Source organism: Pseudomonas gingeri, from assembly GCF_013386115.1.
Classification (GTDB): domain Bacteria; phylum Pseudomonadota; class Gammaproteobacteria; order Pseudomonadales; family Pseudomonadaceae; genus Aquipseudomonas; species Aquipseudomonas gingeri.
In genome coordinates this window covers 659,327-685,577 of sequence record NZ_JACAOR010000007.1, presented here as the reverse complement: position 1 = coordinate 685,577, position 26,251 = coordinate 659,327, and the positions used below count along the sequence as shown (strand labels likewise).

Sequence of the window (26,251 nt, the reverse complement as noted above, 5' to 3'; positions counted from 1 at the left end):
TTTCGCGGGTATATACACCTATCATGTTGTCCACCGACTGTTTATGCATCAGCCTGCGTCGCGCCGCACGTGGCGTCAGCAGACATTATGACGGCGCTCTCGATGGCTTCGGGATCAACGTCGCGCAGTATTCTCTGCTGTGTAATCTGCAACGCCTGGACAAGCCGAGCATTTCCAGCCTGGCTGAAGCCATGGGCCTGGATCGCAGCACCCTGGGGCGTAATCTGCGGGTCCTCGAAGGCGAGGGCCTGGTGAAGTTGAGCGAGGGGGCCGACCAGCGCAATCGCCTGGTGTGCCTGACCGCTGCCGGAGCCGAACGGCTGGAGGCGGCGTTTCCGGCCTGGGAGGCGGCGCAGTTGCGCCTGGCCGAGCGGTTGGGAGATGAAAAGCGCGCTGCCCTGCTGGCGTTGCTGGATGAACTGGCGTGTGGCGAGTAATCGCCTTTAATTTGAATAAAAGTGGGTATATACCCGCTATTGGAGAACAATAATGACATCGCTCTGGCGTACCAGTGGCTGGATTCTTCTCGGGGGCGCGTTGATTCTCGCCTTGTCGCTGGGAGTGCGCCATGGCTTCGGCCTGTTCCTGCCACCGATGAGTGCGCAGTTCGGCTGGGGACGGGAAGTCTTTGCCTTTGCCATCGCCTTGCAGAACCTGATCTGGGGCCTGGCACAACCCTTCACCGGCGCCCTGGCCGACCGTTTCGGCGCGGCGAAAGTGGTACTGGTCGGTGGCCTGCTGTACGCCGTCGGCCTGGTCTTCATGGGGCTTTCCGATTCGGCCCTGAGCCTGTCCCTGAGTGCCGGCCTGTTGATCGGGATCGGCCTCTCGGGCACCTCCTTCTCGGTGATTCTCGGTGTGGTCGGACGTGCTGTCGCGCCGGAGCAGCGCAGCATGGCAATGGGGATCGCCAGCGCCGCCGGCTCGTTCGGGCAGTTCGCGATGTTGCCGGGTACCCTGGGGCTGATTGGCTGGCTGGGTTGGTCGACCGCCTTGCTGGTGCTGGGCCTGCTGGTGGCGCTGATCGTGCCGCTGGTGGCGATGCTCAAGGACAAGCCGCTGCCGGTACTGGCCGGTGAGCAGACCCTGGGCGAGGCGCTGCGCGAGGCCTGCTCCCACTCCGGGTTCTGGCTCCTGGCATTCGGCTTCTTCGTCTGCGGCTTCCAGGTGGTGTTTATCGGCGTGCATCTGCCGGCCTACCTGGTGGACCAGCATCTGCCGGCCAGTGTCGGCACCACCGTGCTGGCGTTGATCGGCTTGTTCAATATCTTCGGCACCTACACCGCCGGCTGGCTGGGCGGACGCATGTCCAAGCCGCGCCTGTTGACGGCTTTGTACCTGGCCCGGGCCGTGGTGATCGGGCTGTTCCTCTGGCTGCCGGTGACGCAGACCAGCGCCTATCTGTTCGGCATGGCCATGGGCTTCCTCTGGCTATCGACGGTGCCCCTGACCAATGGCACCGTGGCGACCCTGTTCGGGGTGCGCAATCTGTCCATGCTGGGTGGGATCGTTTTCCTGTTCCACCAGATCGGTTCCTTCCTCGGCGGTTGGCTGGGTGGCGTGGTGTATGACCAGATGGGCAGCTATGACTTGATCTGGCAGGTGGCGATTCTCCTCAGCCTGTTGGCGGCAGCCTTGAACTGGCCGGTGCGTGAGCGGCCCGTGGCACGCCTGCAGACGCAGTTGGGGGTGGCATGAATACCTTGTGGCCGCGGCTGCTGACCCTGGCTGCCGTGGCGTTGCTGCTGGCGTTGGCCTGGTGGGGCTGGCATCAGGGTGGCCTGGCCTTGATGCAATTGGGCATGGGTGCTTGCTAGGTGCACGCAGGGACGAGTAACGTCGAAATCTGATCTTTTTCAAGGACGCTGGATATGGCGATGCGCTGGCTGGTGGTACCTGCGATGTTGATGGCGGTGTCGGGAGTGGCACTGGCGGCCGATTGCCCCGAGTTGCTGCAGGGGCAATTGCCGAAGCTGCGGGCCAAGGAGTCCATCGACTTGTGCCAGAAGTTTGCCGGCAAACCGCTGGTGATCGTCAACACGGCGAGCTTTTGCGGTTTCGCCCCGCAGTTTAAGGGCCTGGAAGCGCTGTATCAGCGCTACAAGGGGCAGGGCCTGGAGTTGATCGGTGTGCCGTCGGATGACTTCAAGCAGGAGTCCAAGGACGGTGCCGAGACGGCCAAGGTCTGTTATGTGAACTACGGCGTCACCTTCACCATGACCGAGCCGCAGGCGGTCCGGGGCAGTGATGCGACGCACCTGTTCAAGGTGCTGGCCGAACAGGCTGGGGCGCCGAAGTGGAATTTCTACAAGTACGTGGTGGATCGCCAGGGCAAGGTGATCGCGCATTTTTCCAGCCTGACCAAGCCGGATAACCCGGAACTGATCGAGGCGGTGGAAAAGGCCATTGCGTCGAAGCCGTGAGACAACCGGCCAATAAAAAACCCCGCGAGTGCGGGGTTTTTTCTGTTCAACCGATCAGCCGTTCAGGCTGGCGGGGGATCAGAACTTGTAGGTCGCGCCTACACCAAAGCCGTTCGCGCTGTTTTTGAATTCAGAGTTATAGGTCTGGTTGCCATTGTCGCCGCTGACTTTGACCTTTTCCTCTTTGAGGTAGGAGTAGGCCACGTCGATTGTCAGGTCGTCAGTGACGGCATAACCGGCACCCAGGCTGAAAATCGTACGGTCGCCTGTCGGAATACGTGGCGAGCGGTCGGTGTTGTTGGTCGGTGCCTGGTCGAATGTCAGGCCGGTACGCAGGACCCATTGCTTGTTCAACTGATAGGAGGTACCCACGGCGTAAGCCCAGGTGTCGTGCCAGTTCTGCTCTTCCTTGATGCTGGTAAACGAAGTCGGAGCAGCAGCACCGCCGGCGGCCACCGTTACACCTTCGTTGTTGACCGTGATGTCTTTCAGGCGGCTCCAGCGGGTCCAGGTGGTACCAGCGTAGAGTTTCCAGGCATCGCTCAGGTCTTGTGTTACCGACAGGTCGTACGATTCAGGTGTCTCGATTTTCAGCGAGGCATCATAACGATTGGGTTTCAACACTGGAGATGGTGTGCCTGCACCAGGTGTCACGGTGGTATGGCCTTCAAGCTTGTAGTTGACCTTCGAGTGGTAGGTCAGGCCGACACGAGTGGTGTCGGTGGCTTGAACCAGGACGCCGATATTGTAGCCATAACCGACATCGTCACCCTTGATCTCGACTTCGCCGTCATTTGGCGAAAAAGGCGTTTTCAGTGCGGACGACAAAGTACCGGAAATACGGTTGATGGTCGGACCGAAACCGATCGATACCTTGTCATTGAAGGCGTAGCTGACAGTTGGCTGGAAGGTGACAACCTTCACTTCGCTCTTGTCGGCCTGATTTCGACCCTGGAAGCTGCTTTCGTAGTTGGTAATCAGACCGAATGGCGCGTACACGCCAAGGCCGAAAGCCCATTGATCATCCAGTTTCTTCACGGCGAACAGCATGGGGACGGCCGTGAACGGCACCATGTCACCTTTGTTGGTACCGGTACGGCTACCGCTGGCATCGCGGATATCGGTCGAAGCATCAATGGCAGCAACGCCACCTGTGATCTGATCGCGTTTGAGGAATGACATACCGGCAGGGTTGCCATAGACAGTGCTTGCATCATCGGCAGAAGAGGATCGACCCGCAAAACCAGTACCCATCCCGCTGATGCTCTGCTCGTTGAGGGCAAAGCCACTCGCGAAAAGCTGGGTGGATGCCAGGGTAACGGCGAGGCTGAGTGTGGTCTTGAGCATTACTTTTTTCATTATTAGAACTCCGTGGTGATCACCGAGGCGGAAATTACCAACATTTTCGCTTCGGCGCTATAGGCTGTATCGCAGGAGATAGAGCGGTTTTGTAGGACAATCCGACCAAAATCGGTAGTATTTTGCCGATATCGAAGGAGGACGATTAACAGGCGACAAAACTGACCGATGAGTCACAATTTTTCCAGGCGCGGGTGAAGTCGCGCAAACGTCCCTGTGGCTGGAAGATCTGTCGCCAGATTCGCGCCATGCCGAGCAGGTCGTCGGCGGCAGGAAGGCGCAGTTGTTGCTCCTCGATCAACAGCCAGGCAATGGCCGTGGCGTAACGCAGGTTCACGGTGAGTTCGAGGTGGGGGCTGCTGAGGAAGGCATGTTGGCTGGCGAGGCCGCGAACCAGGCTGGCGAGTTCGGGGTCGAGGGCCAGGTAGTGGTCCCAGAGTGCGGCATGACGGTTTTCACCGATGCGGTACAGGCCGTGGCCGCGACGGTTGTGCAGGGCCGAGCCCAGGTCCGATTGGCTGGCGGCGATGCCCAGCAGCAATGCTTCTGCGGTCTGGCTGTGACGGCCCAGGTACTGCAAGGTCGGGCGAATCACATAAAGGCGCAGTTCCCTCGCGGCAATACCCATAACACCCTCAAACTTATTATTGGCCGGCGAGACCTGGCGCTTGGCAGCGGTGGATCGATCAGGTCTGCCGGAAGCGGCTCAGACCGCTTGAGTTGAAGTGTAGTGTCATATCTTTGCTGTAAAGGACTGTTTTTAAAATATTTAAAACGTGCAGCCGGAGCTTATATATTTATTCGTGATTAGGACGGCGAGCAAAATCGCGAAACTTCAGGCAATAAAAAGCCCTGCTTCATGGGCAGGGCTTCTGGAGTGCGGCGGGTTCGAACTTCAGGCAACCAGTGCCTGACGGGTGCGTTCGATCACGGCCTGCAGCGGCTCGGCGCTGGAATACTGATCCGGATACAGGCGTTCGCTGTGACGGGCGATGCCGTGTTCGTTGACCAGGGTGAAGCTGAAGCAACCTTTGCGAGCGGCCATGATCAGGCAGTTCATCGGTGCAAAGGCATTGGTTAGGGTGCGAATGGCATCCTGAGCATGGATTTGAGTGGACATAGTTATTAGGTGTTCCTACAAATGACACGGTATCTGAACCGCGCAACGTTAAAACGTTCCAGTAACGCCGAACCACCATTGGTCGGACGAAGAACCTGACTGGAACAAAGCAGCCAGTTTGCAGCGCTTGAAATAAGTGGCGCTTGGGCTGGCAGGTAGGTACTTAGGAGGGCAGGCAATCACAACAGGGGCAAAGGTTCTGGGCCCGGGGTGAAGATCCTGATCAATTTGCAGGTTGGTTCGGTCAGAGTAATAACACCTGGCAACACCCTTTGCTTTCGATTCAAAGGCTGTGTTGTCGCAAGTTTTACCTGGAAACCATCGAGGTGGTCGGTCCCTTTTTTCAGCCGCTGATTCCTTTGCAGGACGCTTGCCGGGGGATGTGTTCGACCAGAATTGACTTTCAGCTTGGTACTAACGGTGCGGATACTATCGCATCGAGTCGGGGAATGGAAGGGGGATGATGAAAAAACTCGGGCCCCGCGCAGAGGGCCGGGCAACGGGGCTCTAGCCCCTGCCTCGACCGCTTGTCGAGACGTTTGCCGCGGTGCCGCGCCCGATTTTGCCCGCTTGTGCAAAAAAGGTGCGTCGATATAACCGTCAAAGTATGACTTGTGCACATTATTGGCCCGCCTTGTCACCTCGTTGTCATCTTCCGGTTCAGGCCCTCGAATGCCTGTATCGGAAATACAAGTCAATGAAAAATATCGTATTTTTTTATTGGTGAAAAAATCGACAGTTTGACTGCGAGCCCCATTCCATGGGGGTTTGCGGGGATTAAAGAGTGGTTGTCCACTGAGTTATCCACAGCTTCTGTGGATTGTCCCAAGCGCTTGCTCTAGCACGGGCATATGACGTTTTTTCGACTTTACCTGAGCGGAAAAAAGAGTAGAGTGGCGCGCCCTGCGATCTACCCTACTGTCAGATATGAAGTTTCGCTCAAGCTCACCAACCCTATCTTCCTCCAATACTATTTCAACCGAACCGAAGCGTTTTTCCCTGCGTGTCGCGCTCTGGTTGCTGGACAGCCCGAGCCTGGGTCACAACCCCAGCGTCAAGCACTTCGCCGGGCGCTTGCTGAAACAGCCGGCTCGCGAGGGTGTGGTGCTGGCCCAGCGCCGATTGGGGCAACTGATGTGCCGTGATTGCGGGAGTGCCCGGGACCAGCGTATCGGCCATGAGTTGCTGCGCCAGGCCGCGCGCGCCGGTGACCCGGTGGCACGGCGCGAACTGGACCTGCTCGAAGACTGAGCTGTCCCTGGCGGAGTGGGTTCGCTACCCTTGACCCTTTGAGTCCGGCCCTGGTGTCGGCGGCTAACGGGAGTGCTTATGGCGTTGGATCTGACCAGTCTGTTGCTGGGTATGGCGGGGGCGGCGCTGCCGTTGCTGGCATTCGTCTGGCAGTTGCAGCGCCGTGGCAGTGCGGCGCAGGCGGAACTGGCCTTGCTGGACGAGCGCCTGAGCACCGCGCAGCTGGCCCAGGACGGTCTCAATGCCCAGCTGGATGCCTGTCGCGACGAGGTCAGTGACCTGGGCCAGGCCAATGCCGCGAGGCAGGCGGAGCTGGCGGCAACACGACGGGAAGTCGAGTTGTTGCAGATCGAACGCGACAATGCCCGTGATGCGGCCCATGCCTGGAATCTCGAACGCAGCAACAAGGAAGCCGAATTGCGTCGCCTGGACGCCCAGGCCGCCTCGCTGAGTGCCGAACTGCGTGAACAGCAGGACAGCCATCAACAACGCCTGGACGACCTGCAAGGTTCGCGGGACGAGCTGCGCGCGCAGTTTGCCGAACTGGCCGGGAAGATCTTCGACGAGCGCGAGGCGCGGTTCGCCCAAAACAGCCAGGAGCGTCTCGGGCAATTGCTCGACCCGCTGAAGGAGCGCATCCAGTCTTTCGAAAAACGGGTCGAGGAAAGCTACCAGGCCGAAGCTCGCGAACGCTTCTCCCTGGGCAAGGAGCTGGAGCGCCTGCAGCAACTGAACCTGCGCCTGAGCGATGAAGCAACCAACCTGACCCGCGCGCTCAAGGGCCAGAAGACCCAGGGTAACTGGGGTGAGCTGATTCTCGAACGGGTCCTGGAACATGCGGGACTGGAGAAGGGGCGCGAGTACCAGACCCAGGTCAGCCTGAAGGGGCCCGATGGCGAGCGTTTCCAGCCGGATGTGCTGATCCTGTTGCCGGGCGACAAGCAGGTGGTGGTGGACTCCAAGGTCAGCCTGACCGCCTATCAGCAGTACGTCGGCGCGGACGACGAGGTGATCGGTCAGGCGGCGCTCAAGCAGCATGTGCTGTCGCTGCGCAATCATGTCAAAGGTCTGGCCGGCAAGGACTACAAGCGCCTGGAGGGCCTGCACAGCCTCGATTTCGTGCTGCTGTTCGTGCCGATCGAGGCGGCCTTCTCGGCAGCCCTGCAGGCGGAACCGAATCTGTTCCAGGAGGCTTTCGATCGTAATATCGTGATTGTCAGTCCGACCACGCTGCTCGCCACCCTGCGGGTTATCGACAGCCTGTGGAAGCAGGAGCGCCAGAGCCAGAATGCCCGGGAAATCGCCGAGCGGGCCGGATGGCTGTATGACAAGTTCGTGCTGTTTATCCAGGATCTGGATGAGATCGGCGGTCGTCTCCAGCAACTGGACAAGGCTTACGCCGCGGCCCGCAACAAGCTGACGGAAGGGCGCGGTAACCTGATCAGTCGCAGCGAGCAGCTGAAACTGCTTGGTGCCCGCGCCAGCAAGAGCCTGCCGGCTGACCTGCTGGAGCGGGCCATGACCGATGAGGAAGGTGCATTGCAATTACCGGAGTAGACCGCCAGCGCGGGCACGATTCTGGGGCGCTGGCTTGCCAGCGATAACGATGCCAGCCGTACCGCCGCTTTCGCGAGCCAGCCCGCTCCCACAGGATGGGGGCTCACCACGAACTGTCGTCCAGCCTGGAACCCTGTAGGAACTGGCTTGCCAGCGATAGCGTCGGTGAAGCTTTCAAAGCGGCAGATGCCGGCTCAGCAAGGCCCGTAGCGCCGCCGGCTTCACCGGCTTGGCCAGGTAGTCGAGCCCGGCCCCGTGTACCTGGGCCACCGTCTCCGGGCGACCGTCGGCGCTGATCACGACGCCGGGCAGCGGTTCGTTCAATCGCGTGCGCAGCCAGGCCATCAATCCGGTGCCGGTCTCGCCGTCATCGAGGTGATAGTCCACCAGCGCCAATTGCGGGCGAATACCCTGTTCCAGCAGTGCCGTGCATTCCTGGCGATTGCGCGCGGTCCAGACCTGGCAGCCCCAACGGGTCAGCAGGCTGTGCATGCCGATCAGGATGCTGTCTTCGTTGTCGACACACAGCACCTGCGCCCCGCTCATGACTTGGCCGTTGTGGGTCGCCGCCTTGGTGGCTGTCGCCACGCGGCCACGGGCCAGGGGCACGCTGACGCTGAAGACGCTGCCCCGTCCCGGCCAGGAGCGTACCTGCAACTGGTGCCCGAGCACCCGACACAAGCCGTCGGCAATCGCCAGTCCGAGTCCCAGGCCCTTCTCGGCGCGGGTCTGATGGCTGTCGAGGCGCTTGAATTCCTCAAAAATCACCTGGCGCTTGTCTTCGGGAATGCCCGGACCGCGATCCCACACCTCCAGCAGCAGTTGTTCGCCGCGCCGCCGCACACCCAGCAGCACCGGTCCCCTGGCGTAGCGGAAGGCATTGGTGAGGAAGTTCTGCAGGATCCTTCGCAGCAGCTTGATATCGCTGTGGATCTGCAGGCGGCTGCCCCGCACGCGGAATTTCAGGCCCTGTTCCTGGGCCAGGGCCTTGAACTCCGCGCCCAGGGTGTCGAACAGTTCGTTGAGGGCAAAGGGTTTCGCGTCCGGGGTGATCTTGCCGTTTTCCAGGCGCGAGATATCCAGCAGGTCGCTGATCAGGTCTTCGGCCGAGCGCAGTGAACTGTCCAGGTGCTGCACCAGTTGCTGGGCCTCGCCGGACAGGCCGTCTTCCTGATGGGAGAGTGCCGCGGAAAACAGTCGCGCGGCGTTCAGGGGTTGCATCAGGTCGTGACTGACCGCCGCGAGAAAGCGGGTCTTGGACTGGTTGGCCGATTCGGCGGTGCCCTTGGCCTCGGTCAGCGCGACGTTGAGTTGCGACAGTTCATGGGTACGCTCGGCGACCCGTTGCTCCAGGCCTTCATTGGCTTCGGTGAGGGCCTGCTCGGCCTCGCGGAACGCGGTGATGTCGGTGAAGCTCATGACAAAACCGCCGCCCGGCATCGGGTTGCCGATCAATTCGATCACCCGGCCATTGGGGAACAGTCGTTCGGAGGTGTGCGCCCGGCCCTGGCGCATCCAGTGCAGGCGCCGGGCGACGTGGACCTCGGCCTCGCCGGGGCCGCAGAGGCCGCGCTCGGCGTTGTAGCGGATGATGTCGGCAATCGGCCGGCCGACGCTGATCAGGCCGTCGGGATAGTTGAACAGCTCCAGGTAGCGACGGTTCCAGGCCACCAGTTTCAGTGACTGATCGACCACGCTGATGCCCTGGGTGATGTTCTCGATGGCGCCCTGCAGCAGGGCGCGATTGAACTGCAGCACCTCGGAGGCTTCGTCGGCGATCCGGACCACGTCCTCCAGTTGCATTTCCCGGCCTTCGATGGCGGCTTTCACCACCGCCCGGGTCGAGGACGCGCCGAGGACACCGGCCAGCAGGCGCTCGGTGTGGGCGATCCAGTCGCTGTCGGCGTTCTGGTTCGGGTTGAAGCCCTTGCCCTGTCGATAGGCGAAACGGATAAAGCTCTGGCGCGCGCGCTCGTCGCCGACAAACCGCGCGGCGAGGGTCAGCAGGTCTTCGATCTGTACCGCCAGCATCGAGCGCGCGCTGGGGCGGGCGCTGATTTCCTGGCCGATGAAACGCCCGGCCTGCCAGTGCTCCGAGACGCGGGTCCGCGACAGTACCGAGACCCAGGCGAACAGGGTGAAGTTACCGGCCAGCGACAGCACCACGCCCTGGGTAAGGGGCGTGATGGGCAGGTTCAGCGGGTTGCCGTGCAGCCAGGCCAGGCCGGGGAAACTGCTGAGCGACCAGCCCAGGCTATGGGCGGCGATCGGCAGGATCAGGGTATAGAACCAGAGGAAGGTGCCTGCGGCGATACCGGCAAACACGCCGCGGCGGTTGGCCTGTTTCCAGTACAGCGCCCCGAGCATCGCCGGGGCCAGCTGGGTCACGGCGGCAAAGGCGATCTGGCCGATGGTCGCCAGGCTGGCGGTGGAGCCGAGCAGGCGATAGCTGACATAGGCCAGCAGCAGAATCACCACGATGCTGATGCGACGCACCGACAGCATCCAGTGGCGGAACACTTCGAATGGCCGCTCGGAATTGGTCCGGCGCAGCAGCCAGGGCAGCAGCATGTCGTTGGAAACCATGGTCGACAAGGCGACGCTGGCGACGATCACCATCCCGGTGGCCGCCGAGGCGCCGCCGATAAAGGCCAGCACGGCCAGTGCCGGATGCGCCTGGGCCAGTGGCAGGCTGATGACGTAAGAGTCGCGCAGGACCTCGGCGGGCAGCATCATCCGCCCGGCGAGGGCAATCGGCACCACGAACAGGGCCGCGAGGATCAGGTAGGCGGGGAACACCCATTTGGCCAGTCGCAGGTCCTGGGGCTCGATGTTCTCCACCACTGTGACGTGGAATTGTCGTGGCAGGCAGATGATTGCCATCATCGCCACACCGGTCTGCACCACCATGGAGGGCCAGTTGACCGTTTCCTTCCAGTACTCGGCCAGCAGTTCCGAGGTCCTGGCCTGGTCGAACAGATCGTCGAAGCCGTCGTAGAGGCCGTAGGTGACAAAGGCACCCACCGCGAGAAAGGCGAACAGCTTGACCAGGGACTCGAAGGCAATCGCCAGCACCATGCCGCGGTGGTGCTCGGTGGCGTCGAGGTTGCGGGTACCGAAGACGATGGTGAACAGCGCCAGCACCAGGGAGACGATCAGCGCCGTGTCCTGGGCCCGCACGCCCATGGCGTCGGCCCCGGCGCCGATCAGCAGGTTGACCCCGAGCACGATGCCCTTGAGCTGCAAGGCAATATAGGGCAGTACCCCGACCAGGCAGATCAGCGCGACCACCACCGCCAGGGATTGCGACTTGCCGTAGCGGGCGGCGATGAAGTCGGCGATCGAGGTGATGTTTTCCTGTTTGCTGATCAGCACCATCTTCTGCAGGACCCAGGGTGCGAACACCAGCAACAGCACCGGGCCCAGGTAGATCGGCAGGAATGCCCAGAGCTGGTCGGCGGCCTGGCCGACCGCGCCGAAGAAGGTCCAGCTGGTGCAGTAGACCGCCAGTGACAGGCTGTAGACCCAGGCGCGCACCCGCGGCGGCAGGGGCGCGCTGCGGCGGTCGCCGTAGAAGGCGATGGCGAACATGATGGCCATATAGGCCAGGGCGACGGCGGCGATCAGCCCGCTGGACAGCGACATGGAAACTCCCGGCAAAAGATATCCCGAGGGCAGTCCGGCCCTGGCGCTACAGTCTCGCACGATGGCCGGGCGGCGTCAGTGTCGACCAAGGTCGAGCGTGGCCGGGTGTCGCAGTCGATGGTTCAGCCGCGCAGGGCGATGTCGATCTGCTGGTGCAACTCCTCGACACTCAACGGTGCGCTGGAGAACAGGACGCGGAACACCGTCGGGGCGACGATCAGGTTGATCAGGTGATCGACGCTGGGCAGCGGCACGACGGCCTGGCGGTAGCGATCGAGGATGATCTGCAATTGCCCGCCGAGGATCTCCACGCAATAACAGGGCCTGGAGGCGCTGTTCTGGACGTCGCGCATCAGGTTGCGTCCCGGCTCCGAGCTGATCTCATCCAGGTACTGCTCGGCCCAGGCGCGCAGGTCGCCCGGCAGGCTGCCGGTGTCGAGCGGTTCGCGATCCGGTTGCAGGCGCGCGAGGGCCACGTCCGCCAGCAACTCCGAGAGATCGCCCCAGCGCCGGTAGATGGTCGACGGCGTGACACCGGCCCGCGCGGCGATTTGCGGGACGGTGAGGGTCGAGCGGTCCTGCTCTTCAAGGAGCGCGCGGACCGCCGCATGAATCGATTCCTGCACCCGGGCACTGCGGCCACCGGGGCGGATACTTTCTTTGATTGCCATGGGTAAAACCTTAACACAAAGAATTTGCTTTAAGCGAAAGTCGGTAGCACACTGCGCAAAAGCAAAACATTAGCTTTTGTGGAGAATGCTTATGTCCAGCCGTGCCGAAATGCCCGTTTCAAGCCGTTCCGGCCTGGTGTTCCTGTCGATCACCTTGCTGACCTTTCTCGCGGCATCCAGTGCGCCGACGCCGTTGTACCACCTGTACCAGGAGACGATGGCATTTTCCGCCGCGACCCTGACCCTGATCTTCGGCGTCTATGCCCTGAGCCTGCTGGCAGCCTTGCTGACGGTCGGTTCGTTGTCGGATCACCTGGGACGCAAGCCGGTGATCTTCGGCGCGCTGCTGCTGGAAATCGTCGCCATGGGCTTGTTCATCGGCGCCGACAGCATATCGCTGCTGATTGCCGCCCGCATCCTGCAAGGCTTCGCCACCGGGATGGCCACCAGCGTACTGAGTGCGGCCCTGCTGGATCGCGACAATCGCAAGGGGCCGTTGGTCAACAGCCTGGCGCCGTTGCTGGGCATGGCCTGCGGTGCCTTTGGCGCCAGCGTGCTGGCCGAGTTCTGTCCACGGCCCACGCAGTTGGTGTACGAGTTGCTCCTGGCGTTGCTGGTGCTCCAGGCCCTGTATGTCTGGCGCCTGCCGGAAAGTGTCAGCGCGCAGCCGGGTGCGCTGGCGTCGCTGCGCCCGACCTTGCATGTCCCGCCACAGGCCCGGCGGGCGCTGTGGTTGTCGTTGCCGGTGGATATCGCGGTCTGGGCGGTGGGTGGCTTCTACTCTTCGCTGGCGCCGTCATTGGTACGCGCCGCAACGGGCTCGACCTCGAACCTGATCGGCGGTGGCCTGGTGGCGATCCTCACCTTGAGCGGGGCGGCGGCCATTTTCAGCTTGCGCGAGCGTCCGGCGGACAAGGTCCTGCAACTGGGGGCCGGCTTGCTGGCGGTGGGGGTCAGCCTGATCCTGATGGCTGTGCACGAGGCGAGCCTGGCGCTGTTCTTTGTCGGCACGCTGGTGGCGGGCAGCGGTTTCGGTGCCGGTTTCCTTGGCGCCTTGCGCAGCGTGGTACCCCTGGCATTGCCCCATGAACGGGCGGGCCTGATGTCGGCGTTCTATGTGCTGAGTTACCTGGCCTTCTGCCTGCCGGCGTTTCTGGCCGGGAGCCTGAGCCGCACCTTCGGCCTGATCGCCACGACCCAGGGCTACGGCGGGATCTTGATCGTGCTGTCGGTGGCCGCGCTGTTGGCGTTGCGGCTGCAGCGCCCGGCAAAGACCTGCCCCGCCTGAGGGGCCGGGCAGACGGCGGGCCGGCCGGCGAGCGCTAATTGAAAGCTGCGGGGAGGGGGGGCAGGTCAGTCTGGTACGGATCCCACATCCGATTTTCCTAGGTCGATCATGCCCGCCCGCACATCCCCGGCATCCCCCCTGAACGCTGCTGCTCTTGTACAACAACTCGCCATCGCGGACCTGCCCGAGGCCTTCGCCCTGGTCCTCGAGGTCGCCGCACAACCCTTGGCGCGCCAGGCCGACCTGCTGTTGAGCCCCGGCGTCCTGTTCGCTCTTCATCGACAACTGCGGCATGTCCTGCCTTCGGACTCGATGCGTCCCCAGGGGGCCGCGCCCCTGGCCTTTGCGTTGTACGCCCTCAAGGAAGCCCTGCTGCGCGAGCGCGACGCGCGGCGACGGGTGGTGCATGCCCATGAAGTCATCGACAGCCTGCTGGTGAGGAAAGGCTGGCGTTGCATTGGCCGGCGTATCGCTGTCCTGCACGGCCTGGAAGCCATGGACATGGCGGTCCAGGGCTTTATCGCGCTGGTGGAGGTCTGTGCGTCGATCCTCAGGGACCGGGACTTTGTCATGGCTCGTCTGGGTATCGGTGCCGGCTGGTTCGGCGGGGAAACCGGTGTCGCCGCCAGGCTGGGTCGGGCCGGCTTCTACGGTTCCGGCGGACATATCAGCAGGGCGCGCTTTGCGATCCTGCGCAATGACCTGCTGCGTGGCGACGAAATCAAGCGACCGGCACCGGGCCTGGAGCCGGTGCTGGATGCCGCCTGGCTGCGCAGGGAGTTTCAACGGGATGCCCGGCGGGACGAGCCCGAGCCCGAGGTGCGTGCGCCGTTCAATGGCTTGCGCCTGTTTCCCGAATGATTCGCCGCCGTCGATTCAGCGCCCGATGAACTGGGCCCGATAAGCCGATGGAGAAATCTGCAGCGAGGCGTTGAAGTGCTGGCGCAACGACAGCGCCGTGCCGAATCCGGCTTCCTGGGCAATGGTTTCTATGCTGTGGGGGCTGCTTTCCAGCAGGCGCTGGGCATGGCTCAGGCGTTGTCCCAGCAGCCACTGGCCGACGGTGGTGCCGGTCAGTTGCCGGAAGTGCCGGGTAAATGATCGGCGACTCATTGCCACACGGTCGGCCAGTTCATCAAGGGAATGGCTACGGGTGAAATTCTGCCCGAGCCATTGCAGCAGTTGCCCCATGCGATCCTGCTCGCCGGCGAGGGGAATCGGCCGCTCGATGAACTGTGCCTGCCCGCCCGAGCGATGGGGTGCGACCACCAGTCGCCGGGCGACCTTGTGCGCGACTTCGGCGCCACACAACTGCTGCATCAGGTACAGGCAGCAGTCCAGGCCGGCAGCGGTGCCGGCCGAGGTCAGCAGGTGGTCGGACTCGGCATACAGCACATCGGCATCCAGCAGCACCTGCGGATATCGACGGGCGAAGTCCGCCGCCCAGTTCCAGTGGGTGGTGGCCTTGCGGCCGTCCAGCAGCCCGGCCTCGGCCAGCACAAAGGCGCCCAGGCACAGGCCGACGATCCGGGTGCCCTTGTCGTGCGCCTGGCGCAAGGCGTGCAGCAGCGACTCGGGTGGCCGCTCCGCGGTGTCCCGCCAGGACGGCATGATGATCACATCGGCCTGGTCGAGGATCTCCAGTCCATGGTGGGTCTGGATATCGAAGCCGGCGCAGGTAGCGAGCGGGCCGGGTTCGAAACCGCAGACCTTCAGGGCAAAGCGCGGCATGTCGATGCCTTCGCGCTGTTCGGCGAAGACCAGGGTCGGCACTGACAGGTGAAAGGGGCTGATGCCGTTGAAGGCGATCACGGCGATATGGATCGTGCTCATCGTGGCGCGCTCGCTGTTGCTGGGTTTGGCCTGATTTTATCGAATATTGTCTTTCGGGCCACTTATGGATTTTCGGGCGGCAGGCAATCATGCGTGCTCAAGCCTGTTTACCGAGGAGTTGAACCATGTCCCGCGCCCCCCGTCGTGCCCTGATCGTGATCGATGTGCAGAACGAATACGTCAGCGGCAACCTGCTGATCGAGTACCCGCCCGTCGAGGAATCGCTGGCCAATATCGGCAAGGCCATCGATGCCGCGCATGCCGCGGGTATTCCGGTGGTTGTCGTGCAGAACGACAGCCCGGCGGGATCGCCGCTGTTTGCCATCGGTTCGCCGGGTTGGGCGTTGCATCCGGTGGTCGGCGCGCGTGCCCGCGATCATCTGATCCACAAGACACTGCCCAGTGCCTTTGCCGACACCGACCTCGGCCAGTGGCTGGCGCAGCGCGAGATCGATACGTTGAGCGTGGTCGGCTATATGACCCACAATTGCGATGCCTCGACGATTTTCGAAGCCACCCATCGTGGCCTGGCGGTCGAGTTCCTCAGTGACGCCACCGGTTCGCTGCCCTATGCCAACGAAGCCGGGCAGGCCAGCGCCGAGGAGATCCACCGGGTGTTCAGCGTGGTGTTCCATACGCGTTTTGCCGCGGTGGTCAGCACGGCGCAATGGCAGTCTGCCGTGAGTGACGGCGTAGCCTTGTCCCGCTCTTCGATCCCGGCCTCCAATCAACAGGCGGTGCAACGTTCATGAGCCTCATTCGGAGCCGTGACTTTACCGGCAGCCGGCCCTGGGCCGCGCTGGATATCGCCAGCATGAACGGCATCAGTACCCGATTGCACTGGACTGACCAGCCATATGTCTGGCACGTCAATGATGGGCAGGAGGTCTTTGTGGTGCTCGACGGCCAGGTTCGCATGCGTTATCGCCGGGACGGCGTCGAGCAGGCCGTGATGCTGGAAGTCGGTGATATTTTTTACGCTGCCATCGGTTGCGAGCACCTGGCCGAACCCCAGGGAGAGGCGCGGGTGCTGGTGATCGAAACCGAAGGTAGTGTATAGATTTATATCTGTAAAATAGATAACAGATAGAGAAATTACCCGTTATATGGATATTCGATACGGTTCTATGATGACTGCAACCTCACCCGAGGACAGGAGTCAGCCATGCAAACGTGCCCCAACAGCATCAAACCCGGACTGCGGCCCTTGAGCCATTTGCAGCACCCCCGGGAAGCCATCCGCCAGTTCACCCCGAACTGGTTCGCCGCCACCATGGGCACCGGAGTCCTGGCGCTGGCCCTGGCCCAGTTGCCGGTTGAAGTACCGGGCCAGCGTGCCTTCGCCGAGGGCTTATGGTTGTTCAATATCCTGCTGTTCGCCGTGTTCAGCCTGCTCTACGGCGCACGCTGGGTATTGTTTTTCGACGAGGCCCGGCGGATTTTCGGCCATTCCACGGTCTCGATGTTCTTCGGCACCATTCCCATGGGGCTGGCGACCATCATCAATGGCTTCCTGCTGTTTGGCGTGGCGCGCTGGGGCGACGGTGCGGTGCAGGTCGCCGAGGTGCTGTGGTGGATCGATGTGGCGATGTCCCTGGCCTGCGGCGTGCTGATTCCCTTCATGATGTTCACCCGCCAGCAGCACAGCATCGACCAGATGACCGCGGTCTGGCTGTTGCCGGTGGTGGCCGCGGAAGTGGCGGCGGCCAGTGGTGGCCTGCTGGCGCCGCACCTGCTGGATGCGCACATGCAGTTCAATGTGCTGATCACCAGCTATGTGCTCTGGGCGTTCTCGGTGCCTGTGGCGTTCAGCATCCTGGTGATCCTGCTGTTGCGCATGGCCTTGCACAAGTTGCCCCATGAAAACATGGCGGCCTCGAGCTGGCTGGCGCTGGGGCCGATCGGTACCGGGGCCTTGGGCATGCTGGTGCTGGGGGCGGATTCGCCGGCGATCTTCGCCGCCAATGGGTTGGCGGGGATCGGCGAGATCGCCAGTGGCCTGGGCCTGGTCGCCGGCATCATCCTCTGGGGCTTCGGCCTGTGGTGGATGCTGATGGCGGTGCTGATCACCCTGCGTTACCTGCGTCGCGGCATTCCCTTCAACCTCGGCTGGTGGGGCTTCACTTTCCCCCTGGGCGTCTACTCCCTGGCGACCCTGAAACTGGGCAGCACCTTGCACCTGGGCTTTTTCAGCGGCTTTGGCCTGGTGCTGGTGGCCTTGCTGGCGGTCTTGTGGCTGATCGTCGGCAGTCGTACGCTGCGGGGCGCGTATAAAGGCGAGCTGTTTGTTTCGCCCTGCCTTGCAGGAATCGCGAAATAAATCTTCAGGATTAGGTAAGGTTGTGGCCTGGAGCGGTGATCCGCATTCCAACAAGAAAGCCGCTCTCGGCGCCACTCAGGACCATGGAAGATGAGTCACCCCTCACAGTTCAGCCTACTGCGTACGCGGCGCTTCCTGCCGTTCTTCGTGACCCAGTCGCTCGGAGCGTTCAACGACAATATCTTCAAGCAGTCGTTGATCCTCGCCATCCTCTACAAGTTGAGCATCGACGGTGATCGCGGCATCTGGGTCAACCTCTGCGCCCTGCTGTTCATCCTGCCGTTCTTCCTGTTTTCGGCCCTGGCCGGGCAGTTTGGCGAGAAGTTCGCCAAGGACGCGCTGATCCGGCTGATCAAGCTGGGGGAAATCGCCATCATGGCGGTCGGGGCCACCGGCTTCCTGTTCGACCACCTGTCCCTGATGCTGGTGGCGTTGTTCGCCATGGGCACCCATTCGGCGCTGTTCGGCCCGGTGAAATATTCGATCCTGCCCCAGGCCCTGCGCGAAGAGGAACTGGTGGGTGGCAACGGCCTGGTGGAAATGGGTACCTTCCTGGCGATCCTGGCCGGGACCATCGGTGCCGGGATCATGATGTCCTCCAGTCATTACGCACCGGTTGTCTCCGCCGCCATCATCGGCGTGGCGGTCCTGGGCTATCTCGCCAGCCGCGGCATTCCCCGGGCGGCGGCGTCCAGTCCACAGTTGCGGTTGAACTGGAATATCTTCAGCCAGTCCTGGGCCACCTTGCGCCTGGGCCTGGGACAGACGCCGGCGGTCTCGCGCTCGATTGTCGGCAACTCATGGTTCTGGTTTGTCGGGGCGATCTACCTGACGCAGATTCCCGCCTACGCCAAGGAATGGATGTACGGCGATGAAACCGTGGTGACCCTGATTCTCACCGTGTTCTCGGTAGGCATCGCGGTGGGTTCGATGCTTTGCGAGCGCCTGTCCGGACGCAAGGTGGAAATCGGCCTGGTGCCGTTCGGCTCTTTCGGCCTGACACTGTTCGGCCTGCTGTTGTGGTGGCATTCGGGCAACTTGCCGCAGAACATCCAGGCCAATGACTGGCTGAATGTGCTGGGCTACCACCAGGCCTGGTGGGTGTTGCTCGATATCCTCGGGCTGGGGGTGTTCGGCGGCTTCTATATCGTGCCGCTGTATGCCTTGATCCAGTCGCGCACCGCCGAGAACGAGCGGGCCCGGGTGATCGCCGCGAACAATATTCTCAATGCGTTGTTCATGGTGGTCTCGGCAATCGTCTCGATTCTGCTGCTGAGCGTGGCGAAGCTGTCGATCCCGGAGTTGTTCCTGGTGGTGTCGCTGATGAACATCGCGGTCAACGCCTACATCTTCAAGATCGTCCCCGAGTTCAGCATGCGTTTCATGATCTGGCTCCTCAGCCATTCCATGTACCGGGTCGAACACAGGAACCTTGAGCTGATCCCCGATGAAGGGCCGGCGTTGCTGGTGTGCAACCACGTATCGTTCGTCGATGCGCTGCTGATCGGCGGGGCGGTACGTCGGCCGATCCGCTTCGTGATGTATTACAAGATCTACCGTTTGCCGGTGCTCAACTTCATCTTCCGCACTGCCGGGGCGATTCCGATTGCCGGGCGCGGTGAAGACCTGGAGATCTACGAGCGTGCGTTCCGCAAGATTGCCGAGTACCTGAAGGACGGCGAGCTGGTGTGCATTTTTCCCGAGGGCAAGCTGACCACCGATGGCGAGATCAGCGAGTTCAAGGGCGGCATGACCCGCGTGCTGGAGGAAACCCCGGTGCCGGTGATTCCTCTGGCGCTGCAAGGCTTGTGGGGCAGCTTCTTCAGCCGCGATCCGCAGAAGGGCCTGTTCCGTCGCCTCTGGTCACGGGTGACCCTGGTGGCCGGGCCGACGGTGGTGGCCGAGGAGGCAGTGCCGGCGCGGTTGCGTGAGCAGGTGTTGCAGTTGCGGGGGATGGTGCACCGATAGAGCGTTTCGTGTTCAACCATTCCTCATGGTTGAACACGGTCCTTGTAGGAGCTGGCTTGCCGGCGATGGCGTCCGATCAGGCGACGCAAGGCTTGTTGGCCTCATCGCCGGCAAGCCAGCTCCCACAAGAGACACTGTCAGGCCGCCGAGACCTTCAGGCCGATCAGTCCGGCGATGATCAGCGCCACGCTCGCCAGCCGGAACAGGGCCATGGACTCGCCGAACAGGATGATGCCGGCGATCACCGTGCCCACCGCGCCGACACCGGTCCAGATCGCGTAGGCGGTCCCCAGCGGCAATTCCTTCATGGCAAGGCCCAGCAGGCCGAGGCTGATGGCCATGGCGGCAACGGTCAGGGCGGTGGGCAGCGGGCGGCTGAAGCCATCGGTGTATTTCAGGCCGACGGCCCAACCGACTTCAAACAGACCGGCGAAAAACAGAATGATCCAGGACATGATGACCTCCATCGATTGACGGGGTCGTCCCCAGATTGATAACTCGATCGAGCCGCAAGGTCGTCCCTGCGTTGCGCACTATATTGCCCATTCTCAACCTGGGGATCAAGCTGTCACTCAGTCGGCCGTGCCCTGGGCGGCCAGTTCGCGGTCCTGCCTGTCACTCATCCGGCGGAACCAGGTCGAGAGCAGGGCCCCGGAAATATTGTGCCAGACACTGAACAGCGCGCTGGGCACCGCCGCCAATGGCGAGAAATGCGCGCTGGCCAGGGCGGCGCCCAGCCCGGAGTTCTGCATGCCGACTTCCAGGGCCAGCGACTTGCGCTGGGCCAGCGGCAGCTTGAACAGGCGGCCGGTGAAATAGCCGAGCAGATAACCGAAGCTGTTATGCAGCATGACCACGGCCATGATCAGCAGTCCCGACTCGGCGATCTTCGCCTGGCTGGCGGCGACCACTGCGGTGACGATGATCACGATGCTCACCACCGAGATCAGCGGCAGGACTTCCACCGCATGGCGTACCCGTTCCCCCAGCAGGCGTTGGGCAACCACGCCGAGCACGATGGGCAGCAGCACCACTTGCAGGATCGACCAGAACAGCTCCATGAACGACACCGGCAACCAGGCCGAGGCCAGCAGCCAGATCAGCGCCGGGGTCAGCAACGGGGCGAGCAGGGTGGTGACCGCGGCAATCGCCACCGACAGCGCCAGGTCGCCACGGGCCAGCCAGGTCATCACATTGGACGAAGTGCCGCTCGGGCAGCAACCGACCAGGATCACTCCGACGGCGATTTCCGCTGGCAGCTGGAAGGCTCGGCAGAGCAGCCAGGCGACGCCCGGCATGATAATGAAGTGGGCGACCACGCCCAGGGCCACGCGCCAGGGATGGCGGGCGACTTCGGCGAAGTCTTCGAGTTTGAGGGTCAGGCCCATGCCGAACATCACCAGGCCGAGCAGGGGCACGATGGCGACTTTCAGGCTGATGAACCAGGCAGGTTGCAGAAACGCCAGCACGGCGAAAATCAGCACCCAGTAGGCGAAGGTGTTACCGACAAAACGGCTGAGTGCGGCCAGTGCGCGCATGGGATTTCCTTGTTATTTGAGTTCGTCATCTTGACCCGGCCCCTTGCAGGAGCCGGTTTGTCGGGACGCCGCCTCGCAGCCTTGTGGTGGCTGTGCGGACGCTATCGCCAGCAAGCCGGCTCCCACAGGGAATGGATGTCGTACGCCCGTTCCGTGTCCGACATGGCCCTTGTAGCTGGCTTACCAGCGATGAGGCGGACGCTATCGCCGGCAAGTCGGCTCCTGCACAGGGCCCGCGTCCGGCATCAGATGCCCTGCGGCATTTCCTCGCCACCCAGGGCGTCGAACAGTTCCGGCAGGAACTCGCCGAAGGTCAGCATCATCAGGGTGAAGCTGGCGTCCAGCTGGCCCAGGGCTTCTTCGCCACCGTCCTGTTCCGCCTGGTCCTGCAGCAGGTCTTCGAACTTCAGGCGCTTGACCACCATCTTGTCATCGAGCACGAAGGACAGCTTGTCTTGCCAGGCCAATGCCAGCTGGGTGACCATCTTGCCGGTGCTCAGGTGCAGCTGGATTTCCTCGCCGGTCAGGTCCTGGCGCTTGCAGCGGACGATGCCGCCATCTTCCTGGGTGTCGCGCAGCTCGCACTCGTCGAGTACAAAGAAGTGCTCGGCGGCTTTCAGGGTCTTGACCCAGTCGGTCATCACCGCGGTCGGCGCGGTCTTCACGGTCAGCGGACGAACCGGCAGGGTGCCGAGTACTTCACGCAGGGTCGACAGCAGGTCTTCGGCGCGTTTCGGGCTGGCCGAGTTGACCAGGATCAGGCCCTGTTTCGGCGCGATCGCGGCAAAGGTCGCCGAGCGACGGATAAAGGCACGGGGCAGGAACGCCTGGATGATTTCATCCTTGAGTTGATCGCGTTCCTTCTTGTAGACCTTGCGCATTTGCTCGGCCTCGATCTCCTCGACCTTTTCCTTCAGTGCGTCACGCACCACGCTGCCGGGCAGGATGCGCTCTTCCTTGCGTGCTGCGACCAGCAGGAAGTCGCCGCTGACGTGGACCAGCGGGGCGTCTTCACCCTTGCCGAACGGAGCGACGAAGCCATAGGTGGTCAACTCCTGGCTTGCACAGGGGCGGGCCGGTTTGGTCGCCAGTGCGGTTTCCAACGCCTCGGCATCAAAAGGCAGATCTTGGGTCAGGCGATAGATAAGCAGGTTTTTGAACCACATGGGGTGAATCTCTCCTTTATACAAAGGAGGGCATTATTCTCTTCGTGGCCCGATAGGCCAACCCTCTGCTAAGTCTTTGGAAGGCCTGAGAAAAATATTAAAGAAAGTGCTTGCCAGAGTGTGGAGTGCTCCGTAGAATGCGCGCCACACCGAAAGCGAAGGGTGATTAGCTCAGCCGGGAGAGCATCTGCCTTACAAGCAGAGGGTCGGCGGTTCGATCCCGTCATCACCCACCATTCGTCAACAGTGTTACGCGCAGCGGTAGTTCAGTCGGTTAGAATACCGGCCTGTCACGCCGGGGGTCGCGGGTTCGAGTCCCGTCCGCTGCGCCATATTCGATGTTCTGGACCACTGAACGCCAGGACATCACAGGAAGCCCGCCTAGTGCGGGCTTTTTGCTGTCTGCTGTTTGCAAAAAATCCTGGATTTAAAAAAAGATTATTTAAATCAGTGCGTTATGGATTTTTTGTGGCATAATGCGCCCACACCGAAAGCGAAGGGTGATTAGCTCAGCCGGGAGAGCATCTGCCTTACAAGCAGAGGGTCGGCGGTTCGATCCCGTCATCACCCACCATTCGATATCAGTGTTACGCGCAGCGGTAGTTCAGTCGGTTAGAATACCGGCCTGTCACGCCGGGGGTCGCGGGTTCGAGTCCCGTCCGCTGCGCCATATTCGATGTTCTGGACCACTGAACGCCAGGACATCACGGAAAGCCCGCCTTGTGCGGGCTTTTTTTCGTCCGTCTCTTCTGGCGCCGTTCAGTGGTTGCGGCGGTGAGGCTCATATCGCGATCGCCAGCAAGCCGGCTCCCACAAGATTTTTGTCGCACGCCAATCCAGTTTTCAGCACGGGCTATTGCAGGAGCCGGTTTGTCAGTGATGGTGGAGCGGGCCTGATGTTGTCTTGGCAGCAAGCCGGCTCCCACAAGTTTTTTGTCGTACGCCAATCCAGCGTTCAGCACGGGCTATTGTGGGAGCCGGCTTGCCGGCGATGGCGCCCGCGCAGGCGCCACAAGGATAAAGGACGGTGCTATTGCTCGGCGTTGCGGCTATGCCGGTAATCGCTGACCGCGTCGTATACCGCCTTGCGCAAGCGGTTGATCCCGCCAATCGGTCGATGGGCCTCCAGGCCGTGCCAGGGACTGAACGACTGGTTGTCACAGGCGATGTTCTGTTCCAGCGTATCGAAGTCCTGGGCCGGGATGCGCACGCTCGCCACGGTCTCGTATGGCGCATCGCTTTCCTTCCATTCGATGCTGGTGTCTTCGATCGGCATGTACTTGTTGGCGTTCTGGCGCTGGATCTGCAGGACGAAGCAGGCCGGCACGCGGTCTGTGGATAACTGCTGGACCAGGGCGCTGCGCAGGAAGTTCGGCAGGTCCTCGTTCTGCTTCGGCAATTCGTATTCCGGGCAGCTCTGTGGATCGGGCGCTACACGGAACTTGGCGTTGGCGCTGCCGAACTTGTACGGCGATACGGAGAAGTAGGTCGTCCGGGTCGGGCTTTTCGGTGCCGGCGCCAGGGTTGCCAGGGCAATGAACAGATGGCGGATCTGCCAGCCGGTGGGATTCCAGCTCGGGAAAAACGCCAGGACCTTCTTGCCATCGGCCTGGGCCCCGATGTTCTGCTGGTACTCGGCAACGTCGCTGACGAAAAAGTTCGGGTGGCTGAACATCACGAAATCCTGCTCGTGACGACCCTGTTGCCCCGCCAGCAACTGCTTGCCGGGGACATCCATCAGCTTGATCGCCATGCCGCGGGCATCGCGGATACTGTCGAACTGCGGGTAGGCGTTGCCATTGGACAGGCGGATCAAGGCCTGCCAGGTCTTGCCCGGCTCGGCGAACACACCCTGGCGCAGATCGCCGCCCAGGCCATCGAGTACCCGGACTTCGGCCTTCACGCAGCCGTGGGCCTTGGCATGGGCGTCACGCAGAAAGCGCGTGCCCTCGCGGTGCTGGTCGACGATGCGCACGGCGGTCTGGATGATGTCCTGGGTCATGGCCGACTCACCGGGCGGCACCTGTTCCTCCGCCGAGACCGGCCCGCTGTGGCGCCAGGCATACCAGCCGGTCGACAACCCCCAGCCGAGCAGGCCGAGTCCGATCAGGACCAGCAGGCTCTTGCCGAGAAAGGCGCCGAGGCGCAGCCAGAGTCGCTTCAACATGGGGTCATCCTTTTGACGTGATCGTGGGATTGCAGGCTCATGGCAGTTGCTGCTCCAGCGGTCCGCCCAGCACTTTCAGGTATTCGAGCAGGGCCCAGCGCTCTTCCGGTTGCAGCAGGCGGCCGATGACCCCGTTGCCACGCTTGCCGGCACGGAATTCGTGGCCGCTGTTGTGGTTGCCGCTGATCCGGGTATCGAACAGGAAGCCGTTCTCGAAGGCTTTCTGGCGATAGCCCAGGTGGCGCGGATCGTATTCGAAGGTGCCTCTGTAGAAGGTGGTGGCGCGCTCGTCCTGGGGGGAAAGCAGTTGATAGAGGCTGGGTACCGAGCCGTTGTGCAGATAGGGCGGCGTGGCCCAGACACCGGCCAGCGGGCGTGCCTTGTAGGCGCGCTGTTCGAGGACGCCGATGGGCAGGCCGAAACCGTCCAGTTGCGCGCGCTCGGCGGGGGTGACCTTGGCGTCGCGGTAGGCGCGTTCTTCGACGAAGGCAGTGACATAGGCCAGGCCCTTGGCGACCGACAGTTGCGTCATGTCCAGCGGCTGGTCCGGCTTTGGGTGCAGTTCCACCGGCAGTCTTGCCAGCTCCGCCGGGTCCCACTGCAAGGCGCTCAGGTCGTAGCGCTGGTCGGCGATATTGCTGGCGGTGTTGGGATCGGTACCGATCGCCGCGAGCGGAATCGCTTTCAGGTGCTGCACCGGCCGGCCGTTTTCCTCGCTGGTCGCCGGCACGTGGCAGCCGGCGCAGTTCTCGGCGAACAGCGCGCGACCCTGGGCGGCGCGGGCCAGGTCGACCTTGCCGAACAGGTCCTCGGGCCAGGTCGGCGGCTTCAGGCGTTGCAGGGTTTCCTCGATCTTGTGCAGGTCGCGCACCCGCACGCTGGAGGGGTAGCGAGCGTCGCCCTGCAGCGGCTGGCCGTTGTCATCGAAGAAGTTCAGGGTGGCGCCGACGCCCAGGGCCTCGCCGATATTGCGCGCCATGGGTTGCTGGGCCGATGCGGTCCACTGGACCCAGTCGAAGGTCCAGATATCCCACAGTTGCGGGTAGTCCACGGGGGCATTGGCGACCCGGTAGTTCTTCTCGGAGATGGCATCGCCGAAGCTGGCGTTGGCGATCCGGCCGAAGGCATCCGTGCGGCCGGGGCCTTCCAGGGTCGGATACAGGCCGCGATGGGTATCGTTCCAGGCGACGTGGAGGAAGGTGTCCAGGGACTGTTTGACGGCGGCGCGTAGCTCGTCGTGGCGGGCTTCGTATTCGTCACCGAGGACCTGCCGGGCGAAACGCTTGAACTTCCAGGGGTTGTAATAGGTGGCGGCGAGGCTGGCGACCAGCGCCTGGCCAAAGCTGCCACCGCGTACCGTCGGCACGCTCGAGGGCAGCACATGCTGGGCCGAGCCGCCGTCGATCCGTAGTGCCTGTCCTTTATAGCGCAGTTCGCCGGTATGGCAGGCGGCGCAGGTGATATCCAGGTAGCGGGCGTCGCTGCCGGGGTTCTGGTGACGGGTGAAGCCTACTGGCAGGTTGCCGGGATTGTCCGGCGTGGCCTGTTGCCCGGGGTCCACCAGGAAACCGAAACGCGCCAGGTATTCCGGGGCCGCGAAGCGTTGCTCGGAGAAAGGTAGCTCCAGGGCGGTGAACCATTCATACCGCAGGCCTTTCACCTGGGTGCCCTGCGGCGTGTAGTAGAAGGTCTGGCGGTCGGCCGGGCTCCACTGCTCCAGGTAGCGGACCTGTTCTGCCGGCACGTATGTCGGCAATTTCGGATTGGCGATGTAGTACAGAATCACCGCGAGGCCTAGGCCAAGCAGGAGTATCAGAGCCAGTAACACACGGTAAAATATGCGCAAGATAACGATCCTTGTCGAGTTGTCATGCTCTTATGCCTGAGCCGTTGTCAGGCAGCAAGTGGCCGTGATGGCCGTCTATGCTGGCCCCCTGTCGGGGGA

Annotated in this window: 23 protein-coding genes and 4 tRNA genes; 16 read left to right on the top strand and 11 right to left on the bottom strand. The window is 62.5% G+C overall.

Annotation, left to right across the window (positions count from 1 at the left end):
• Positions 1–23: 23 nt before the first annotated feature.
• From HX881_RS15555 to HX881_RS15545, 4 genes are read left to right on the top strand one after another with little or no spacing between them, the layout of a single operon-like run.
• A complete protein-coding gene (locus HX881_RS15555; RefSeq protein WP_017127779.1) occupies positions 24–437 on the top strand; it encodes a MarR family winged helix-turn-helix transcriptional regulator in 414 nt (137 codons plus the stop codon).
• A gap of 52 nt (positions 438–489) precedes the next feature.
• Entirely contained in the window at positions 490–1,698 is a 1,209-nt protein-coding gene (locus tag HX881_RS15550; RefSeq protein ID WP_042936075.1) for an MFS transporter, read from the top strand.
• Entirely contained in the window at positions 1,695–1,817 is a 123-nt protein-coding gene (locus tag HX881_RS33000) for a hypothetical protein (RefSeq protein ID WP_017127781.1), read from the top strand. Before HX881_RS15550 ends, HX881_RS33000 begins: the two co-directional genes overlap by 4 nt.
• A 54-nt stretch (positions 1,818–1,871) precedes the next feature.
• A complete protein-coding gene (locus tag HX881_RS15545) occupies positions 1,872–2,423 on the top strand; it encodes a glutathione peroxidase (protein WP_017127782.1) in 552 nt (183 codons plus the stop codon).
• A 78-nt stretch (positions 2,424–2,501) separates the two neighbouring features.
• On the opposite strand, the gene HX881_RS15540 is transcribed toward HX881_RS15545, so the two are convergent.
• The 3 genes from HX881_RS15540 to HX881_RS15530 all read right to left on the bottom strand — a co-directional run bounded on the left by HX881_RS15540 (position 2,502) and on the right by HX881_RS15530 (position 4,902).
• Complete coding sequence (locus HX881_RS15540) at positions 2,502–3,782, bottom strand: OmpP1/FadL family transporter (RefSeq protein WP_177064214.1); 1,281 nt, start codon at positions 3,780–3,782, stop codon at positions 2,502–2,504.
• Between the two features lie 145 nt (positions 3,783–3,927).
• Complete coding sequence (locus HX881_RS15535; protein ID WP_017127784.1) at positions 3,928–4,410, bottom strand: hypothetical protein; 483 nt, start codon at positions 4,408–4,410, stop codon at positions 3,928–3,930.
• Between the two features lie 267 nt (positions 4,411–4,677).
• Complete coding sequence (locus HX881_RS15530) at positions 4,678–4,902, bottom strand: hypothetical protein (RefSeq protein ID WP_003204606.1); 225 nt, start codon at positions 4,900–4,902, stop codon at positions 4,678–4,680.
• 927 nt (positions 4,903–5,829) lie between these two features.
• Between HX881_RS15530 and HX881_RS15525 the strand changes: the two genes are divergently transcribed.
• The gene (locus tag HX881_RS15525; RefSeq protein WP_177085300.1) at positions 5,830–6,153 is read left to right on the top strand and encodes a sel1 repeat family protein; all 324 of its coding nucleotides are present in this window, start codon (positions 5,830–5,832) and stop codon (positions 6,151–6,153) included.
• 192 nt (positions 6,154–6,345) lie between these two features.
• On the top strand, positions 6,346–7,710 hold the full coding sequence (locus tag HX881_RS15520; RefSeq protein ID WP_167331655.1) for a DNA recombination protein RmuC: 1,365 nt from the start codon (positions 6,346–6,348) through the stop codon (positions 7,708–7,710).
• 174 nt (positions 7,711–7,884) lie between these two features.
• On the opposite strand, the gene HX881_RS15515 is transcribed toward HX881_RS15520, so the two are convergent.
• Entirely contained in the window at positions 7,885–11,355 is a 3,471-nt protein-coding gene (locus HX881_RS15515; protein ID WP_177085298.1) for a hybrid sensor histidine kinase/response regulator, read from the bottom strand.
• A gap of 122 nt (positions 11,356–11,477) precedes the next feature.
• On the bottom strand, positions 11,478–12,026 hold the full coding sequence (locus HX881_RS15510; RefSeq protein WP_017127789.1) for a TetR/AcrR family transcriptional regulator: 549 nt from the start codon (positions 12,024–12,026) through the stop codon (positions 11,478–11,480).
• Between the two features lie 91 nt (positions 12,027–12,117).
• On the opposite strand from HX881_RS15510, the gene HX881_RS15505 reads away from it, so the two are divergent.
• Positions 12,118–13,314, top strand: a complete 1,197-nt coding sequence (locus HX881_RS15505; protein WP_103032789.1) for an MFS transporter — start codon at positions 12,118–12,120, stop codon at positions 13,312–13,314.
• A 108-nt stretch (positions 13,315–13,422) separates the two neighbouring features.
• Positions 13,423–14,175, top strand: a complete 753-nt coding sequence (locus tag HX881_RS15500) for a hypothetical protein (RefSeq protein WP_177085296.1) — start codon at positions 13,423–13,425, stop codon at positions 14,173–14,175.
• A gap of 15 nt (positions 14,176–14,190) precedes the next feature.
• Here the strand turns inward: HX881_RS15500 and HX881_RS15495 are convergent, their stop codons facing one another.
• Positions 14,191–15,147 carry a GlxA family transcriptional regulator gene (locus HX881_RS15495; RefSeq protein WP_177085294.1) on the bottom strand — a complete coding sequence of 319 codons (957 nt, stop codon included), beginning with the start codon at positions 15,145–15,147 and terminating at the stop codon, positions 14,191–14,193.
• A 125-nt stretch (positions 15,148–15,272) separates the two neighbouring features.
• On the opposite strand from HX881_RS15495, the gene HX881_RS15490 reads away from it, so the two are divergent.
• From HX881_RS15490 to HX881_RS15475, 4 genes are all read left to right on the top strand, one after another.
• Entirely contained in the window at positions 15,273–15,899 is a 627-nt protein-coding gene (locus HX881_RS15490) for a cysteine hydrolase family protein (protein ID WP_177085292.1), read from the top strand.
• Positions 15,896–16,207, top strand: coding sequence for a cupin domain-containing protein (locus HX881_RS15485; RefSeq protein ID WP_017127793.1), 312 nt, complete (start codon positions 15,896–15,898; stop codon positions 16,205–16,207). Before HX881_RS15490 ends, HX881_RS15485 begins: the two co-directional genes overlap by 4 nt.
• 105 nt (positions 16,208–16,312) lie before the next feature.
• The gene (locus HX881_RS15480; protein ID WP_177085291.1) at positions 16,313–17,467 is read left to right on the top strand and encodes a TDT family transporter; all 1,155 of its coding nucleotides are present in this window, start codon (positions 16,313–16,315) and stop codon (positions 17,465–17,467) included.
• A 90-nt stretch (positions 17,468–17,557) separates the two neighbouring features.
• Complete coding sequence (locus HX881_RS15475) at positions 17,558–19,435, top strand: MFS transporter (protein ID WP_177085289.1); 1,878 nt, start codon at positions 17,558–17,560, stop codon at positions 19,433–19,435.
• Between the two features lie 137 nt (positions 19,436–19,572).
• Here the strand turns inward: HX881_RS15475 and sugE are convergent, their stop codons facing one another.
• The 3 genes from sugE to rdgC form a co-directional block, all read right to left on the bottom strand.
• Complete coding sequence (sugE, locus tag HX881_RS15470) at positions 19,573–19,890, bottom strand: quaternary ammonium compound efflux SMR transporter SugE (protein ID WP_017127795.1); 318 nt, start codon at positions 19,888–19,890, stop codon at positions 19,573–19,575.
• Positions 19,891–20,007: 117 nt separating this feature from the next.
• Positions 20,008–20,973, bottom strand: coding sequence for a bile acid:sodium symporter family protein (locus tag HX881_RS15465; RefSeq protein ID WP_017127796.1), 966 nt, complete (start codon positions 20,971–20,973; stop codon positions 20,008–20,010).
• A 245-nt stretch (positions 20,974–21,218) separates the two neighbouring features.
• Positions 21,219–22,139 (bottom strand): recombination-associated protein RdgC, encoded by a 921-nt coding sequence (rdgC, locus tag HX881_RS15460; RefSeq protein ID WP_017127797.1) that lies wholly within the window; start codon positions 22,137–22,139, stop codon positions 21,219–21,221.
• A gap of 160 nt (positions 22,140–22,299) precedes the next feature.
• Between rdgC and HX881_RS15455 the strand changes: the two genes are divergently transcribed.
• The 4 genes from HX881_RS15455 to HX881_RS15440 all read left to right on the top strand — a co-directional run bounded on the left by HX881_RS15455 (position 22,300) and on the right by HX881_RS15440 (position 22,809).
• Positions 22,300–22,375: transfer RNA gene (locus HX881_RS15455), tRNA-Val, on the top strand.
• A gap of 19 nt (positions 22,376–22,394) precedes the next feature.
• Positions 22,395–22,471: transfer RNA gene (locus HX881_RS15450), tRNA-Asp, on the top strand.
• Between the two features lie 166 nt (positions 22,472–22,637).
• Positions 22,638–22,713 (top strand) — tRNA-Val (locus HX881_RS15445).
• Positions 22,714–22,732: 19 nt separating this feature from the next.
• A tRNA-Asp gene (locus HX881_RS15440) sits at positions 22,733–22,809 on the top strand.
• A 360-nt stretch (positions 22,810–23,169) separates the two neighbouring features.
• On the opposite strand, the gene HX881_RS15435 is transcribed toward HX881_RS15440, so the two are convergent.
• Entirely contained in the window at positions 23,170–24,306 is a 1,137-nt protein-coding gene (locus HX881_RS15435; RefSeq protein WP_177085287.1) for a catalase family protein, read from the bottom strand.
• Between the two features lie 37 nt (positions 24,307–24,343).
• On the bottom strand, positions 24,344–26,152 hold the full coding sequence (locus tag HX881_RS15430; protein WP_177085285.1) for a di-heme-cytochrome C peroxidase: 1,809 nt from the start codon (positions 26,150–26,152) through the stop codon (positions 24,344–24,346).
• Between the last annotated feature and the right edge of the window lie 99 nt (positions 26,153–26,251).